The following is a 16,842-nucleotide window of genomic DNA, read 5'->3' on the forward strand; positions in this document are numbered from 1 at the left end:
GGGGGCACGTCAGGTCCGCAGCCCGCGGAGCAGGTCGTCGGCCGGGGAGCGGCCGGGTTCGACGTACCGTTCGACGTAGGCGTCCACCAGGGGCACCAGGTCCGCCGCCCCGATGCGGGGCAGGGCGTCGCGGGCCGCCGCGAAGCAGGCCCGGGCGGCCCTGGCCAGCTCCGCCCCGTCCAGCCCGGTGCGGGCGGCCGCGAACCAGGCGCCCGGGGGCAGCGGATCGACGGCCTCGGCGCATGCGTCGGCGGCCCGGGGGTCGTCGAGCAGGGCGGCCGCGACGGCGGGCGGCACCCGCCACCACGGCTCCGGCAGGGCGTCGATCATCCGCAGCTCGAACCAGCCGCGCGGCCGGATCGGCGGGAACAGGGTGCTCAGGTGGTAGGCCAGGTCGTCGGCGGTCGGCCGGCCGTACGGGCCGCCCGCCAGCCAGTCCCGGAAGCGCAGGCCCGGGTCGACGATCCACGCGCCGTCCGGCCGGCGCAGGGCCATGACCGGGGCGTCGAGGGCGTAGCGGGCCCAGGCGTCCGCCGGGGCCGGGCAGCCGTCCGGGTCACCGCCCGGACCGCCGCCCGGGCCCCCGCCGGGACGGCTGCCCAGGTCGCGGCCCGGGCCCCCGTCCAGGACGGTCCGGCTGCGTGCCGGGTCGAGCCCGAGCCAGACGGCCTGCCGGGTGGAGCGCCATCCGGTGGGGTGCCCCCGCCACAGCGGCGAGTTGGCGAACGCCGCCACCAGCACCGGCCCCAGCCGGTGCAGCAACCGCCAGCGGCGGCGGGCGGCGGCGCCGTCCTCACCGACGTCGAGGCAGACCTGGAGGGAGGCGGTGCAGCACATCATGGTCCGCCCGGCCGGGCCGCGGGCGTCGAAGTACGCCTCCATGGCGGTGTAGCGGGGCAGGTCCAGGTGGCGCCGGGGCGCGCGGAGGGGGTCCAGGCCGTATCCGGTACGGCGCAGCCCGGCGGCGGCCAGGTGCGGGTCGAGCCGGCGCAGATCGGCGGCGAGCGCCCGGACGGCGGCGGCCGGGCCGGGCAGCGGCGGGGAGCTGAGCTCCAGCTGGCCGCCGGGCTCGTAACTGACGGTGCTGCCCGCGGGCAGCGGGGAGGCCGCCCGGACGGCGGCGGTGAGGCGGTGCAGGGGAACGGGTGCGCCGGGGCCGCCGGGGCCGCCGGTCGAGGTGACCAGCCACTCCGACTCGACCCCGGTCAGACCGGGCGGGCCGGTCTTGAAGCAGATGCCGTGGGCATGGGCGTAGACGTCGTCTTCCGTGAGAAAGGGCATCCCGCCTCCCGTCGGACACGCGGTCTCCACCCTCCCTCAGATACCCGGTCAAGACAAGATCCCGTCCCGGGCGGCTCCGGGACCCGCCGCACGGGGCCGCCGCAGGAGATACGGCGCGCGGGTCCAGGGACTCCGGAAACCCCGGACGGGGGCCCGGATCGGGGCTCCGGGCGGCGGCGGGGCGGTACGGGCTCCCCGCCGGCCGGGGACGGCCGGCCGGGTGGTACACCGGACTGCGGCACGGACCACGGAGGTGACGGATGACGGACGCCACGGACACCACGGGCGCGGCGGGCGCGGCGGAGGCCGAGCGGGAGCGGGTGACGGCCTTCTGGCGGGAGCTGGGGCTGCCCGGCCTGATCGACGTGCACACGCACTTCATGCCGGAGCGGGTGCTGGTCAAGGTCTGGGACTACTTCGACTCGGTGGGGCCGCTGACCGGCGTCCCGTGGCCCATCACCTACCGCGCGGACGAGCGGGAGCGGCTGGAGACGCTGCGCGGCTTCGGGGTGCGCCGCTTCACCTCGATGCTCTACCCGCACAAGCCGCAGATGGCCGCCTGGCTGAACGGCTGGGCGGCGGAGTTCGCCGCCCGGACGCCCGACTGCCTGCACACCGCGACGTTCTTCCCCGAGCCGGGCGCGGTGGACTACACCGCCCGCGCCGTCGAGCAGGGCGCGCGGGTGTTCAAGGCGCACCTGCAGGTCGGCGGGTACGACCCCGGCGACGCGCTGCTCGACGGCGTCTGGGGCCTGCTGGCCGAGGCCGGCATCCCGGTCGTCACCCACTGCGGCTCCGGCCCCGCGCCGGGGCGGCACACCGGTCCCGGCCCGATCGGGCGCGTGCTGGCCCGCCACCCCCGCCTGCGCCTGGTCGTGGCGCACATGGGCATGCCCGAGTACGGCGACTTCCTGGACCTCGCCGAGCGGTACGGGGGCGTGCACCTGGACACCACGATGGCCTTCACCGCCTTCAGCGAGGCCCTGGCGCCCTTCCCGCGCGCGCAGCTGCCGCGCCTGGCCGCCCTGGAGGACCGGATCCTGCTCGGCACCGACTTCCCGAACATCCCCTACCCCTACGCCGAGGCGCTGCGGGCGCTGGCGGACCTCGGCCTGGGCGACGCGTGGCTGCGCGCCGTCTGCCACGGCAACGCCGCCCGCCTGTTCGGGCTCTGAGCGCGCCCCGCCGTCCGGGCACCGGGCCCGGCCGGCCGTACGGCGCCCGCGGCACGGCCGGCGGGAATACCTCCGGCCTCCGCGGTGCTCAAAAGTTGAACATTCAACAAGGTGGAGAGAACCGATGGAACCCCTGAAGCTCGTCGCCGTCTCGGCCGGTCTCCGCGAACCCTCCTCGACGCGGCTGCTGGCCGACCGCCTGGCCGAGGCGACCCGCGCCCGCCTCGCCGAGGAGCGGGAGACCGAGGTGCGCGTGGTCGACCTGCGCGGCCTGGCCGTCGACATCGCCAACAACCTGGTGGCCGGCTTCCCCGGCACCGCGCTGCGCGAGGCGGTCGAGGCGGTGACGGGGGCGGACGGCCTCATCGCCGTCACGCCGATCTTCACCGCCTCCTACAGCGGGCTGTTCAAGTCGTTCTTCGACGTGATCGACAACACCGCGCTGGCCGGCAAGCCCGTGCTCATCGCGGCCACCGGCGGCACGCCGCGGCACTCGCTCGCGCTGGAGCACGCGCTGCGCCCGATGTTCGCCTACCTGCGCGCGGTCGTGGCGCCCACCGGCGTCTACGCCGCCACCGAGGACTGGGGCTCCGGCGACGGCCTCACCGGCCGGATCGAGCGCGCGGCGGAGGAGCTGGCCGCCCTCGTGCTGGGCCGGTACGGCTCCGCGGGGGCGGTCGCCGACCCGTTCGAGAACGTGGTCCCGTTCGAGCAGCAGCTCTCCGCGCTCCGGCCCTGACCCCGGGCGACCGCCGGACGGTCCCGGACGGCCCGGGTCAGCCGGCGGCGCCGCGCGCTGCGGCCACGAAGTCCTTGATGAGCCCGGCGTCCTTCACGCCGGGCGCGGTCTCCACCCCGCTCGACACGTCGACGCCCCAGGGCCGGGCCGCGGTGATCGCCTCGGCCACGTTCGACGGGGCGAGGCCCCCGGCCAGCATCCAGCGGCCCTGCGGGCGCCCGCGCACCGCCGCCCAGTCCCACGGCTCCCCCGAGCCGGGCCGGGGCGCGTCGACGATCAGCAGGTCCTCGTCGTAAGCGCCGCAGCGCAGGTCGGCGCCCGCCGCCCCGGCGCGGACCAGCGTGAGGCCGAGGTCCCGCAGCGCGAGGAAGTCGCCGTGCGGGTGGTCGCCGTGCAGCTGGACCGCGCGGACCCCGGCCGCCAGCGCGGCCTCCCGCACCCGCTCGGGGGCCTCCCCGGCGAACACCGCCACGGTCAGCACCTGCGGGGGCACCGCGGCGGCCAGCTCGCGCGCCCGCTCGGGGGTGATCCGCCGGGGGCTCCGGGTGAGGACGAAACCGACCGCGTCCGCCCCCGCGTCCACGGCGGCCGCCACATGCTCGGGCTCGCGCAGCCCGCAGATCTTCACGTACACCCTGTCACATTACCGGGAACCGCCGCCCCGGTCCCCGCGCCACCGGGCCGGCCTGGGCGGACGGCCCGGCCTGGCACACGGCGGCCCGCAGGATGTATGTTGCGATTCCCCTCACATGGGCCAGGAGATCAGAGCTGACGACGTCGAGGATCCGGTGACGGACGATCTGGCGGGGGCGTTCCTCCGACAGCACCGCCGCTACACGAGCCGCCAGGTGGCCGCGCTGGCCGGCATACCCATGTACCGTGCCCGGCGCTTCTGGCGCGCCTTCGGCTTCGCCAACGTCGCCGATGACGCGGTGGAGTTCACCGACGCCGACGTCGAGGCGCTGCGGACGCTGGTCGGCCTGGTGCGGGACGGGACCTACGACGAGGAGCACGCGCTGCTGGTGACCCGCTCGCTGGGCAGGGCCACCGCCCGGCTGGCGGAGTCGCAGGCCGTGCTCGGCGCCGAGGTCCTCGACCAGGCCGGGGTCCCCCTCGGGGAGCGGCCCGCCGCCTGGCGCAGGCGGGCGGACCGGGTGGTGCCGGACCTGGAGCGGCTGCTGGTCTACGCCTGGCGGCGGCAGCTGGCCGCCGCCGCGGGGCGCGTCGTGGACCAGGAGGCGGCCACCGTACGGCTGGCCGTGGGCTTCGCCGACCTGGTCGGGTTCACCCGGCTGAGCCGCCAGATCTCCGAGACGGAGCTGGCCCGCCTCGTCGAGCGGTTCGAGAGCCGCTCGGCCGACGTCGTCACCTCCTCGGAGGGCCGGGTGGTCAAGACGCTCGGCGACTCGGTGCTGTTCGTCGCCGACACCGCGGCGGCGGCGGCCGGGATCGCCCTGCAGCTCGTGGAGGTCCACGCCCGGGCCAAGGGCATGCCGCCGCTGCGGGTGGGGCTGGCGATCGGCCAGGTGATCGGCCGGATGGGCGACGTGTTCGGCACCCCGGTCAACCTGGCCAGCCGGCTCACCTCGCTCGCCGCCGCCGACACGGTGCTCGCCGGTCCCGCGATGGCGGAGGAGCTGTACGACGATCCGGCGTTCACGCTCCGGCCGGTGGACCGCCTCACCGTGCGGGGCCTCGGCGAGCTGGTGCCGTACGTCGTCGCCAGGGCACGCCCCGTGCCCCGCTGACTCCGCCGCCGGGCGGGGCCGGGTCCCGGCTCACAGGGCCCTGAGGAAGCGGGCGGCGATGGGTGCGGCCGTGGCCGCGCCGCTCCCGCCGTGCTGGACGAACACCGCGAAGGCCAGCTCGCCCCGGTAGCCGATGAACCACGCGTGGGACCGGGCGCCCTGCACCTCGGCGGTGCCGGTCTTGCCCGCGGTGTCCGGCGGCAGGCCCGCCCGGGCGGCCGTGCCCCGGACGACCACGGCGCTCATCATCGCCCGCAGCGCGGCGGCCACGCCCTCGTCGAGCGGGACCGGGGCGGACGCGCCGGCGGGCGGCTGCTCGGTCTTGATCGCGGGCCGCCAGGTGCCGCTCGCGACCGCGGCGGCGACCTCGGCCATGCACAGCGGGCTGGCCAGCACCGAGTGCTGGCCGATGGCGTCGGCGCCGAGGTCGTCGGCGGTGGCGGCCTCCTGGATGCGGCAGGCGCTCAGGTCGCCGGGCTTCTCGCGGAAGCCGAACCGGTCGGCGGCCTCGGCGCGCAGCCCGCCGCCGCGCAGCCGCTCGTAGGCCTGCTGGGCGAAGGTGGTGTTGCAGGAGAGTGCGAAGGCCATGGACAGCGGCACGGTGCCGTGCCCGGTGCCGCCGTCGTTGTCGAAGTGGCGCCCGTTCGGGAGGGTGTAGGCGGCCGGGCAGGGGACCGGGGAGTCGGGGGTCAGGCCGGAGCGCAGCAGCGCGGCGGCGGTGACCGTCTTGAACGTCGAGCCGGGCGGGTAGAGGCCGGTGAACGCCCGCTTGCCGCCCAGCGTGTCCGCCACCGCGCGCACCTGGCCGGTCCGCACGTCCACGGCCACCACCGCGGCGGGCTGCTCGACGCCGTCCAGGGCCCGGGCCGCGGCGGCCTGGACCGGCCGGGAGATCGTGGTCCGCGCCCCCGGCCGCTCCGGGGCCCGGGCGGCCAGCAGCACCCGGCCGGAGGGCTCCTCCCGCAGCTCCAGGTCCTCCGCCGTGCCCTCCAGGCCGGTGAAGTAGTCGCCCGCCCTGCTGTCGCGGGGGAACGGCCGGCCCTCCGCGGTCAGCACGGCGGGCCGCGGGACGGGGACCTCCACGATCCGCAGGCTCCCGCCGCCGGCGAGCGAGGGGTGCAGCGTCTCCGGGGACCAGAGCACCTTCCAGGCGCCGTCCCGCCGCGCCAGGCGCAGGACCGAGGCGAAGTCCCACGGGCCCATCCCCTGGACCTCCCGCGTCCCGGTGAAGGGGATCTCGGCCGCCTCCGCTCCGGGCTGGGACGGCGCGCCGGGGGTCAGGGAGATCGACGTGATCCGCAGGTCGGAGTCGAAGCTCCGGTGGCGGACGGCGAAGTCGGCCGGCGGGTCGGCGACGAGCAGCGCCATGGCGGGATAGTCGCCCGCCCGCCAGGCGTCGAAGTACCGTGCCGCGACCTGCTCGGGCCCCTCGGGCGGGGCCGGGGCCGGGGCGGGCGTGCGCGCGGGCGCGGGTCCGGCGCCGTCCGGGGCGGGCCCGGTGCCGTCCGGGACGGGTGAGACCTCCATGACCCCGGTGCCGGGGGCGCGCGCCCCGGCGGGCGGCGCGGCGTTGCCGGTGTCCGGCCCGGTCACCAGCGCGTACAGGCCGAAGACGGTGATGGCGCAGGCCACGGCGATCAGCGCGCGGAACCGCTGCCGGCTGCCCATGGCGCCCATTTCCCCGCTCTCCGTCGGTGTACGTCAGAGAAGAGATCGTAAAACGCCGCGTGTCCGGGAACCACACTTTTCGCCCGCCGGTTCCCGCTCCGGGGCGCGGGGCCCGTCCGCCGCGCCGCGGGCGGGGGGGCGTCCGGGCGGGAGGGTCCGGCGCGCCCCGCCTACAGGCGCTCGATGACGGTGACGTTGGCCTGGCCGCCGCCCTCGCACATGGTCTGCAGGCCGTACCGGCCGCCGGTGCGCTCCAGCTCGTGCAGGAGCGTGGTCATCAGCCGGGCGCCGGTGGCGCCGAGCGGGTGGCCGAGCGCGAGCGCGCCGCCGTTCGGGTTGACCCGCTCCGGGTCGGCCCCCGTCTCCTTCAGCCAGGCCAGCACGACCGGGGCGAACGCCTCGTTGATCTCCACCGCGTCGACGTCGCCGATCGCCATGCCGGCCTTCTTCAGCGCGTACGCCGTGGCGGGGATGGGCGCGGAGAGCATCCGGATCGGGTCCTCGCCGCGGGCCGAGAGGTGGTGGACACGGGCGCGGGGGCGCAGGCCGTGCACGCGCACCGCCTCTTCGGAGGCGACCAGCAGGGCGGCGGCGCCGTCGGAGATCTGCGAGGCGAGCGCCGCGGTCAGCCGCCCGCCCTCGACGAGGGGCCGCAGGGCGGCCATCTTCCCCGGCGAGGTGTCGCGGCGCGGCCCCTCGTCCTGCTCGACGCCCGCCAGCGGCGCGGTCTCCCGGGTGAAGCGCCCCTCGCCGAGCGCGCGGACCGCCCGCCGGTGGCTCTCGCAGGCGAAGGCCTCCATCTCCTCGCGGGACAGGCCCCACCGCTCGGCGATCATCTCGGCCCCGCGGAACTGGGAGACCTCCTGCTCGCCGTACCGGGCCCGCCAGCCCCGCGAGCCGGCGAACGGGGTGGCGAAGCCGAGCGCCTGCCCGGCGGTCATCGCGTAGCCGATGGGGATCTGCGACATGCTCTGCACGCCGCCGGCCACCACCAGGTCGGCGGTGCCGGACAGGACGGCCTGCGCGGCGAAGTGCACGGCCTGCTGGGAGGAGCCGCACTGCCGGTCGACGGTGACGCCGGGCACCTCCTCGGGCAGCCCGGCGGCCAGCCAGCAGGTGCGGGCGATGTCGCCCGCCTGCGGGCCGACGGTGTCCACGCAGCCGAAGACCACGTCGTCCACCGCGGCGGGGTCGATCCCGGAGCGCTCCACCAGCGCGGTCAGCACGTGCGCGCCCAGGTCGGCGGGGTGCACACCGGACAGGCCGCCGCCGCGCCGCCCCACGGGGGTGCGCACCGCCTCGACGATGTACGCCTCGGCCCGGGGAAAGGCCATCGGGACTCCTCTCAGTCTGCCGTGATCCCTTCCAGGACCATCACGATGTACTGCCGGGCGATCTCGTCGGCGCTCAGCGGGCCGTCGCTCCGGTACCAGCTCGCGGCCACCCAGACCGTGTCGCGGATGAAGCGGTAGATCAGGCCGGTGTCGAGGTCGGCGCGGAACTCCCCGTCCAGCACGCCCCGGTCCAGCACCGACAGCCACATCTCGCGGAAGCGCCGCATGGACTCGGCCAGGTAGGTGAAGCGCGGGTTCGCCGCCAGGTGCTTGGACTCGTTCTGGTAGATGACGACCGCGGGGCGGTAGCGGTCGATCATCCGGAACGACTCGGCGATCAGCGCGTGGAAGGTCTCCCGCGCGCCCAGGCCGGAGCCGGTGACGCGGTCGTAGGCCGCCCACATGTCGGTGAGGAAGGTCGACAGGATCTCGTCGACCATCGCCTCCTTGGAGTCGAAGTGGTAGTAGAGGCTGCCGCCGAGCATGCCCGCCGCGTCGGCCACCTCCCGGACCGTGGTGGCGGCGTAGCCCCGCGACGCGAAGACCTCCGCGGCCGTGGCCAGCAGCTCGGCCCGGCGGCCCGCCCGGGCGGCGGCGGTGCTGGAGGAGTCTCGGCGTCGTGGGCTCATCGGGAAGTCGACCTCTCAGGCGGGTGCCCGTCCGCGCGGGGACGGGTCAGGGATGCTGGCTGGAGACGGAGACGACCTCCCCGGTCATGTAGGAGGAGTAGTCGCTCGCGAGGAAGACGATAACGTTGGCGACCTCCCACGGCTCCGCCGCGCGCCCCAGCGCCTCCTTCGCGGTGAGCTCGGCCAGCAGCTCCTCGGTGGTCACCTTGGCCAGGTTGGCGTGCACGGCCAGCGAGGGCGCCACCGCGTTGACCCGCACGCCGTACGGCGCGGCCTCGACCGCCGCGCACCGGGTCAGCGCCATGACGCCGGCCTTGGCCGCCGCGTAGTGGGCCTGGCCCTCCTGGGCCCGCCAGCCGAGCACCGAGGCGTTGTTGACGATGACGCCGCGGCCGCGGGGCTGCATGCGGGCCAGGGCCGCGCGGGTGCAGCGCATGGTACCGGTCAGCGTCACGTCGAGCACCCGGCTCCACTGCTCGTCGGTCATCTCGACGAGTCTGGCCGTGCCGCCCAGCCCGGCGTTGTTGACCAGCACGTCCACCGGGCCGAGGCGCTCCTCGGCGGCGGCGAACAGGGCCCGGACCTGCTCCTCGGAGGTCACGTCGCAGGGCACTGCGGTCACCGCGCCGGCCCCGAACTCCTTCTCCAGGGCGGCCAGGCGCTCGCCGAGCCGCCGCTCGTGGGCGTCGCTGACCACCACGCGGGCGCCCTCCTGGAGCAGGCGGCGGGCGCAGGCGCCGCCGATGCCGGTGCCGGCGGCGGCGGTCACCACCGCGACCCGGCCGCGCAGCAGGCCGTGGCCGGGGACGTGGGGCGGCCCCGCCGGGGGCGGAGGCGGCTGCGGAGGGGTCACGGCCGCGCCCGCCTCTCCTCGTCTGGCTTCACATGGTCTACCCTACCAAACAGTTGTTAGAAAAAATGAGAGGGTCCCCGATGACCGTGGTCCGCTACGAGCGGCGCGGACCCGTGGCGGTGGTCACCATGAACCGCCCGGAGTACCGCAACGCGCAGAACTCCGCGATGACCTACGCCCTCGACGAGGCCTTCTACCGGGCCGCCGCCGACGACGGGGTCAGGGTGGTCGTGCTGGCCGGGGCGGGCAGGCACTTCTCCGCCGGGCACGACATCGGCAGCCCCGGCCGGGACGCGCACGTCTCCTTCGAGCGGAAGGCGACCCTGTGGTGGGACCACGTCGGCAAGGAGGGCGCCGAGAGCCGCCTCGCCCGCGAGTCCGAGGTCTACCTCGGCATGTGCCGCCGCTGGCGGGAGATCCCCAAGCCGATGATCGCGATGGTGCAGGGCGCGTGCGTCGCCGGCGGGCTCATGCTCGCCTGGGTCTGCGACCTGATCGTCGCCTCCGACGACGCGTTCTTCGCCGACCCGGTGGTCCGCATGGGCATCCCCGGCGTGGAGTACTTCGCCCACCCCTGGGCGATGCCGCCGCGCATCGCCAGGGAGTTCCTCTACACCGGCGACCGCATGAGCGCCCGGCGCGCGTACGAGGTGGGCATGGTCAACCGGCTCGTGCCCCGCGAGGAGCTGGAGGGCGAGGTCCTCGCGCTGGCCGGGCGGATCGCGGCGATGCCCCGGCTCGGCCTGGCGCTCGCCAAGAAGGCCGTCAACCAGGCCGAGGACGCGCAGGGCATGCACGCCGGGATGGACGCGGTCTTCGGCCTGCACCACCTCGCCCACGCCCACAACGCCGAGACCTCCGCCGACGCCCTGGCGGGCATGGACCCCAGGAGCATGAAGGCCGCCGCCGACGGGTCCGGCGCCGCCCGGGCGACCGGCGGCGGGACCGGCGGCGGAGGCGCGGAGGCCGCCGCCGCGGGATCCGGCCCCGCGAACGCGGAGGCGGCCACCGATGGATCTTGACCTCTCGTCCGCGGAGCCGTTCCGCGCCGAGGTGCGCGCCTGGCTCCGCGACCACGTGCCCGCCGCCCCCCTGCCCTCGCTGGAGACCGCCGAGGGATTCGCCGCCCACCGCGCCTGGGAGCGCGAGCTGCACTCCGCGCGCCTGTCGGTCGTCTCCTGGCCCGCCCGGTACGGCGGGCGGGACGCGAGCCCGCTGGAGTGGCTGGTCTTCGAGGAGGAGTACCACGCGGCCGGGGCGCCCGGCCGGGTCGGCCAGAACGGCATCAACCTGCTCGCCCCCACCCTGTTCGCGCACGGCACCCCGGAGCAGCTGGAGCGGATCCTGCCGCCGATGGCCTCCGGAGAGGTGGTCTGGGCGCAGGCGTGGTCGGAGCCGGGCGCGGGCAGCGACCTGGCCTCGCTGCGCGCCACCGCGACCCGCACCGGCGGCGGCTGGCTGCTCAACGGGCAGAAGACGTGGTGCTCCCGCGCGGCCTTCGCCGACCGGGGCTTCGGCCCGTTCCGCTCCGACCCGCGCGCCGGGCGGCACCGGGGCCTGACCTACCTGATGTTCCCGCTGGACGCCGAAGGGGTCACCCGGCGGCCGATCGGCCGCATCGACGGCAGGCCCGCCTTCGCCGAGCTCTTCTTCGACGACGTCTTCGTGCCGGACGCCGACGTGATCGGCGAGCCGGGCGAGGGCTGGAAGGTCGCGATGAGCACCGCCGGCGACGAGCGCGGGCTCACGCTGCGCAGCCCCGGCCGGTTCACGGCCGCCGCCGACCGGCTGGTGGAGCTCTGGCGCGAACGCGCCGACCCCGCCGACACCGCGCTGCGCGACCGGGTGGCCGACGCGTGGATCAGGGCCCGCGCCTACCGGTTGAAGGGCTTCGAGACGATCTCCCGCACCGACGGCCCCGGCGCCGGGTCCAGCCTCAACAAGGTCTTCTGGTCGGAGCTGGACCTGGCGCTGCACGAGACCGCGCTCGACCTGCTGGGCCCGGACGGGGAGCTGGCCGGCGAGTGGCTGGAGGGCTACGTCTTCTCCCTCGCCGGTCCCATCTACGCCGGGACCAACGAGATCCAGCGCAACGTCATCGCCGAGCGCGTGCTCGGCCTGCCCAGGGAGGGCCGGTGAGGGCGGCGGAGGCGCAGGCGTGTGACGGCCGCGGCGGTCGGGCGCGCCGCGGCGGGCACGGCGGGACGGCCCGGGTACGGCGCCGCGGACACGACGGGACCGGGAGGCGACGGTGAAGTTCGTCCTCGACGCCGAGCAGCGGCTGTTCGGCGAGACCCTGCACACGCTGCTGACCGGGGCCGGCACCCCGGGTGTGATCCGCGCCTGGGCGGCCGGGGACGCCGGGCCGGGCCTGGCGCTGTGGCGCGCGCTCGGCGAGGTCGGCGTCTTCGCGCCGGCCGTGCCGGAGGCCGCGGGCGGGGCGGGGCCGCTCCCGGTGGAGCTGGTGACCGCCTTCCACGAGCTGGGGCGGCACGCCGTACCGGGGCCGCTGGCCGAGACCGTCGCCGCCGCCGAACTGCTCGCCCGGCTGGGTGACGGCGGGCCCGCCGGGTGGCTGCCGCGCATCGCCGAGGGCACGGCCGTCGTCTCGCTGGCGCTCCCGCCGGCCGTGCCGTACGCGCTGGACGCCGGCGTCGCGGACGCCGTCTGGACCGTGGACGGCGACCGGCTCCGCGCGGCGGTCCCGGGCGAGGCCCGGCCGTCGCTGGACCCGTCCCGGCGGCTGTCCCCGGTCGCCGCGGGCGCCGTGCTCGCCTCCGGCCCGCACGTGCGCGCGGCCGCGGAGGCCGCCTACGATCTGGGCGCGCTGGCCTGCGCCGCCCAGCTGTCCGGGCTGGGCCGCCGCCTGCTGGAGGTCACCGTGGAGTACGCCGCCGCCCGGCACCAGTTCGGCCGGCCGATCGGCGCCTTCCAGGCGGTCAAGCACCGCCTGGCCGACGTGCTGGTGGGCCTGGAGTACGCCCGCCCGCTGGTGCACGGCGCGGCGCTGGCGTACGGCTCGCCGGACTTCCCCCGGGACGTGTCGGCCGCGAAGGCGGCCGTCTCGGAGGCGGCCTACGCGGCGGCCCGGGCCGCACTGCAGGTGCACGGGGCGATCGGCTACACCGACGAGTACGACCCCAGCCTCTGGATCCGCCGGGTCCGCGCCCTGCACACCGCCTGGGGCTCGCCCGCCGGCCACCGCGCCCGGGTGATGGCCGCGCTGGCGGGCGGCTGACGCGGGGCCGCCTCCCTTTCCGGGCCAAGAAGCGGCTGGAGGAGCCGGACCGGCCGACGCCGGGACAACGCCCCGGCCTCCGGTCCCGTCATCCGGCCAGTGCGGTCTGCAGGAGCGCCAACGGCTCGTCCTGCTGGCGCAGAACATGCGCCGGCGTGCCGGTGGCGTACCGATCGTCCCGCTCACGTTCACGACATGCACCGAGGTGCTGTCCTGCTCGTACGCGTGCTGCTGAGAGCGTGACCCGTTTGACGGTGGGCCGTCGGGCCGCCCGTGGGTGCCTCATCCCGGCAGCCGGTCGCTGACGAGTCACCGGAGGCGTCCGGGTAGAGCCGCTTGACCGCGCCCGGGCCGGTGCGGCCGCCGCTTCACGGGAGGCGTGCCGGCTCCGGTGGAGGAGAGACGACGAAGGCGAGGAGATCTCTCCTCGCCACTTTCAACGTATAGCGCACCGGGGGGCTTGCGGCAAGACCGGGGCCTTGCCGCAGAATCGTCGGCCGAGACCACGAGCCGAGACCACGATCTGCGGAAACGGGGGGTGCGGCATGTCTGTGTCGCTGTCGATGCACGGGGGACGCGGTGACGCCGGACCGGCGGTGGGACCGGCGGTGCGGTCGCGGACGCCCGGTGCGGGACGACGGAGCACGACCACGGTGGAGGTGTCGTCATGACCGAGCGGTACGTGATGGACCTGAGGGAGGCCGACCGGACGCGGGTCGCGGTCGTGGGCGGCAAGGGCGCGCAGCTGGGCGCGTTGTCGCGGATCGAAGGGATCCGCGTGCCGGCCGGCTTCTGCGTGACGACGGACGCCTACCGGCGCGTCGTGGCGGAAGCGCCGGCGATGGCCGATCCGCTCGATCGGCTGGCACGCCTGGACCCGGGCGACCGGGAGGCGATCCGCACGCTCAGCGCGGAGATCCGCCGGACCGTCGAAGGCATCGCCGTCCCCGGTGATCTCGCGGCGGCGATCGCCCGCGGGCTCGCCCGGCTCGGCGAGCAGGCCGCCTACGCCGTGCGATCCAGCGCGACGGCGGAGGACATGCCGACGGCCTCCTTCGCGGGCCAGCAGGACACCTACCTGAACGTCGTGGGGCCGGCGGCGGTCCTGCGGCACGTCAGCCGGTGCTGGGCGTCGCTGTTCACCGAGCGGGCCGTGGCCTACCGCCTGCGCAACGGCTTCGACCACCGGAAGGTCCACATGGCCGTGGTCGTGCAGCGGATGGTCTTCCCGGATGCGGCCGGCGTCCTGTTCACGGCCGACCCCGTCACGGGCGACCGGAAGGTCGCCACTGTGGACGCCGGCTTCGGCCTCGGCGAGGCCCTGGTCTCCGGCCTGGTGAACCCGGACGTCTTCAAGGTGCGCGACGGCGAGGTCGTCACCGAGGCGATCGCCGTCAAGCAGCGTGCCGTCCACGCCCTGCCGGCCGGCGGGACGCGGGAAGTGGCGGTCGACCCGCAGCGGCAGGAGCAGCCGGCGCTGACACGGGCGCAGGTCGTGCGGCTCGTGCGGCTCGGGCGGCGGATCGAAGCGCATTTCGGCCGCCCGCAGGACATCGAATGGTGCCTGGTCGGCGATGACTTCCAGATCGTGCAGAGCCGGCCGATCACCACGCTGTTCCCCGTCCCCGCGGCCCCCGACCGGGAGAACCGCGTCTACCTCTCCGTCGGCCACCAGCAGATGATGACCGACCCCATGAAGCCGCTGGGCGTCTCCGTGTGGCAGCTGACGGCCATGGCGCCGATGCACGAGGCCGGCGGGCGGCTGTTCGTCGACGTCACCCGGCGCCTGGCCTCGCCCGCGGGCCGCGCCGGCCTCCTGGAGATGGCGGGCAGGTCCGACCCGCTGACCAGGGACGCGCTGGAGACCGTCCTCGAACGCGGCGGCTTCGTCCCCGAGCTCCCGGACGACGGTCCCGGCGGGCCGCCGGCCGGCGGCGCGCCCGCCCCGATCGAGACCGATCCGGCCATCGTCGCCGAGCTGATCGAGCGCAGCCGGGCGTCCATCGCCGCCCTGCGGCGCGACATCCGGACGAAGAGCGGGCCGGCGCTGTTCGACTTCCTGCTGGAGGCGTTCCAGGAGCACAAGCGGGTCCTCGGTGATCCGTTGAGCATGCAGGCGATCATGGCGGGGATGGAGGCCACCTGGTGGCTCAACGACCGGCTGCGGGAATGGCTGGGCGAGAAGAACGCGGCCGACACCCTCACGCTGTCCGCCCCCGGCAACATCACGTCGGAGATGGGACTGGCGCTGCTCGACGTCGCCGACGTGATCCGCCCGCATCCGGAGGTGGTGGCGTTCCTGCAGGGTGTCGAGGACGACGGCTTCCTGGACGAGCTGCCGAAGCTCGCGGGCGGGACCGAAGCGCGCCGCGCCATCGAGGACTACCTCGACCGGTACGGCGTGCGCTGCGTCGGCGAGATCGACATCACGAGGCCGCGCTGGCGCGAACGCCCCGCCACGCTCGTTCCCGTGATCCTCGACAACGTCAGGAACTTCGAGCCGGGCGCCGCCGGGCGGCGCTTCGAGCAAGGACGGCGGGAGGCGCGGAAGAAGGCGCAGGAGGTGCTCGAACGCCTGCGGGCCCTGCCGGACGGGGAGCGCAAGGCCGACGAGACCGAGCGGATGATCGATCGGGTCCGGACCTTCATCGGTTACCGCGAGTACCCGAAGTACGACATCGTCAGCCGCTACTCCGTCTACAAGCAGGCCCTGCTGGAAGAGGCCGAGCGCCTCGTACGGGCCGGCGTGCTCGCCGAGGAGGAGGACGTCTTCTACCTGACGTTCCACGAGTTCCACGACGTCGTGCGCACCGGCCGGGTGGACGAGGAGCTGATCCGGCGGCGGGAGGAGGAGTTCCGGTCGTACGGCGCGCTCACGCCGCCCCGGGTGCTCACCTCCGACGGCGAGGCCGTCACCGGGGCGTACCGGCGCGACGACGTGCCGGCCGGTGCCCTGATCGGCCTGCCGGTCTCCGCCGGGACCGTCGAGGGGCGCGCCCGCGTCATCCTGGACATGGCCCGGGCCGATCTCGAAGCCGGCGACATCCTCGTCACGGCCCACACGGACCCCAGCTGGACGCCCCTGTTCGTCGCCGTCTCAGGCCTGGTGACGGAGGTCGGAGGATTGATGACCCACGGGGCGGTGATCGCGCGGGAGTACGGTCTGCCGGCCGTCGTCGGCGTGGTGGACGCCACCCGGCTGATCCGGGACGGGCAGCGGATCCGCGTGCACGGAACCGACGGGTACGTCGAGATCCTGTCTTGACCGAGGCCGGTCACCGATGTCTGCGCGATTGTCTGCGCGATGCCGGAGGACCCCGCGCCGGCGGCGGTCCGCACAGGGCGAGGAGGATCGTCTTCCAGCGGTTCGTCGAGGCGACTCCCCGCGGGCTCGATGGAGATCGACAGCTGGTGTCGGTCTCCGCCCGAGCGATCTTCTCCCGCAGGATCCGGCATGTGACGAATCCTCGCGGCCCGGTGCCGAATCCGTCATATTCCGGCCCACTCCCCCTTCACCGGCTCGAGAGCGACCGCCCGCCCGTCCGGCCCCCTCCGAGGGGCGCCGGCAGAGCGCGGTGGAGCAGCTCCCGCCCAAAAAGATCATTAATGTGGTACGATGTGTGTGTCATGACAACTCATGACGACAGCGCCTCGTGCATGATCATCCCCGAAGACGCCGCCCAGCTCCCCGCGGCCTTCGCCGAAGCGTTCAATTCCGGGAACGCGGAGCACCTCGACCGGCTCTACGACGACCCGGGCGTGCTCGTCCCCGGACCGGGGCATCCCGTCACGGGCGAGGCACGGGCCGCCGCCGACCGGCACCTCCTCGGGCTCGGCCTTCCGATCGACGCCCGACTGCGGCACGCCTACGTCGCAGGCGACGTCGCCCTGCTCATCGTCGACTGGTCCGTCCAGGGCACGGCGGGCGACGGCGAGGAGGTCCACCTCCAGGGAAGCGCGGCCGACGTCGCCCGGCGGGGTCCGGACGGGGTGTGGCGCTACGCCGTCAACAACCCGTTCGGGACCGGCTGAGCCCCGCGTTCCGGGACCCCGTACGGGAGCCGCGCCCCCTCTGGCAGGCTGAGACGGTGAACGTTCGGTTCGTCCCGGATCATCTGGTCTTGTCGGTGGTGGTCGGCTCCCGCGCGTACGGGCTGGAGACCGGCGAGTCCGACGT

The 16,842-nt window shown here is 75.4% G+C and carries 14 protein-coding genes; 8 read left to right on the forward strand and 6 right to left on the reverse strand.

Features of this window, described 5'->3' with window-relative positions:
- Positions 1-9 precede the first annotated feature (9 nt).
- A complete protein-coding gene (gene egtA / locus ABD823_RS28470) occupies positions 10-1,281 on the reverse strand; it encodes an ergothioneine biosynthesis glutamate--cysteine ligase EgtA (RefSeq protein ID WP_344864924.1) in 1,272 nt (423 codons plus the stop codon).
- Positions 1,282-1,541: 260 nt separating this feature from the next.
- Between egtA and ABD823_RS28475 the strand changes: the two genes are divergently transcribed.
- Positions 1,542-2,456 carry an amidohydrolase family protein gene (locus ABD823_RS28475; protein ID WP_344864926.1) on the forward strand — a complete coding sequence of 305 codons (915 nt, stop codon included), beginning with the start codon at positions 1,542-1,544 and terminating at the stop codon, positions 2,454-2,456.
- 124 nt (positions 2,457-2,580) lie between these two features.
- Entirely contained in the window at positions 2,581-3,195 is a 615-nt protein-coding gene (locus ABD823_RS28480; protein WP_344864928.1) for an FMN reductase, read from the forward strand.
- A 37-nt stretch (positions 3,196-3,232) separates the two neighbouring features.
- Here the strand turns inward: ABD823_RS28480 and ABD823_RS28485 are convergent, their stop codons facing one another.
- The gene (locus ABD823_RS28485) at positions 3,233-3,829 is read right to left on the reverse strand and encodes a phosphoribosylanthranilate isomerase (protein ID WP_344864930.1); all 597 of its coding nucleotides are present in this window, start codon (positions 3,827-3,829) and stop codon (positions 3,233-3,235) included.
- Positions 3,830-3,983: 154 nt separating this feature from the next.
- On the opposite strand from ABD823_RS28485, the gene ABD823_RS28490 reads away from it, so the two are divergent.
- On the forward strand, positions 3,984-4,943 hold the full coding sequence (locus ABD823_RS28490; protein WP_344864932.1) for an adenylate/guanylate cyclase domain-containing protein: 960 nt from the start codon (positions 3,984-3,986) through the stop codon (positions 4,941-4,943).
- A 30-nt stretch (positions 4,944-4,973) separates the two neighbouring features.
- Here the strand turns inward: ABD823_RS28490 and ABD823_RS28495 are convergent, their stop codons facing one another.
- The 4 genes from ABD823_RS28495 to ABD823_RS28510 form a co-directional block, all read right to left on the reverse strand.
- The gene (locus tag ABD823_RS28495; RefSeq protein ID WP_344864934.1) at positions 4,974-6,611 is read right to left on the reverse strand and encodes a penicillin-binding transpeptidase domain-containing protein; all 1,638 of its coding nucleotides are present in this window, start codon (positions 6,609-6,611) and stop codon (positions 4,974-4,976) included.
- A 170-nt stretch (positions 6,612-6,781) separates the two neighbouring features.
- On the reverse strand, positions 6,782-7,945 hold the full coding sequence (locus ABD823_RS28500) for an acetyl-CoA C-acetyltransferase (RefSeq protein ID WP_344864936.1): 1,164 nt from the start codon (positions 7,943-7,945) through the stop codon (positions 6,782-6,784).
- A gap of 11 nt (positions 7,946-7,956) precedes the next feature.
- Positions 7,957-8,574, reverse strand: a complete 618-nt coding sequence (locus tag ABD823_RS28505) for a TetR/AcrR family transcriptional regulator (RefSeq protein WP_344864938.1) — start codon at positions 8,572-8,574, stop codon at positions 7,957-7,959.
- 46 nt (positions 8,575-8,620) lie between these two features.
- On the reverse strand, positions 8,621-9,427 hold the full coding sequence (locus ABD823_RS28510; protein WP_344864940.1) for an SDR family oxidoreductase: 807 nt from the start codon (positions 9,425-9,427) through the stop codon (positions 8,621-8,623).
- An 80-nt stretch (positions 9,428-9,507) separates the two neighbouring features.
- On the opposite strand from ABD823_RS28510, the gene ABD823_RS28515 reads away from it, so the two are divergent.
- From ABD823_RS28515 to ABD823_RS28535, 5 genes are all read left to right on the forward strand, one after another.
- Complete coding sequence (locus tag ABD823_RS28515) at positions 9,508-10,449, forward strand: enoyl-CoA hydratase (RefSeq protein WP_344864942.1); 942 nt, start codon at positions 9,508-9,510, stop codon at positions 10,447-10,449.
- Positions 10,439-11,566, forward strand: coding sequence for an acyl-CoA dehydrogenase family protein (locus ABD823_RS28520; protein ID WP_344864943.1), 1,128 nt, complete (start codon positions 10,439-10,441; stop codon positions 11,564-11,566). The genes ABD823_RS28515 and ABD823_RS28520 overlap by 11 nt, the downstream gene beginning before the upstream one ends.
- A 112-nt stretch (positions 11,567-11,678) precedes the next feature.
- Positions 11,679-12,665, forward strand: a complete 987-nt coding sequence (locus ABD823_RS28525; protein WP_344864945.1) for an acyl-CoA dehydrogenase family protein — start codon at positions 11,679-11,681, stop codon at positions 12,663-12,665.
- A 667-nt stretch (positions 12,666-13,332) separates the two neighbouring features.
- Complete coding sequence (rph, locus tag ABD823_RS28530; RefSeq protein ID WP_344864947.1) at positions 13,333-15,930, forward strand: rifamycin-inactivating phosphotransferase; 2,598 nt, start codon at positions 13,333-13,335, stop codon at positions 15,928-15,930.
- Positions 15,931-16,292: 362 nt separating this feature from the next.
- Complete coding sequence (locus tag ABD823_RS28535; protein WP_344864949.1) at positions 16,293-16,697, forward strand: YybH family protein; 405 nt, start codon at positions 16,293-16,295, stop codon at positions 16,695-16,697.
- Positions 16,698-16,842 lie beyond the last annotated feature (145 nt).

This window comes from Planomonospora alba (genome assembly GCF_039534085.1).
Classification (GTDB): Bacteria; Actinomycetota; Actinomycetes; order Streptosporangiales; family Streptosporangiaceae; genus Planomonospora_B; species Planomonospora_B alba.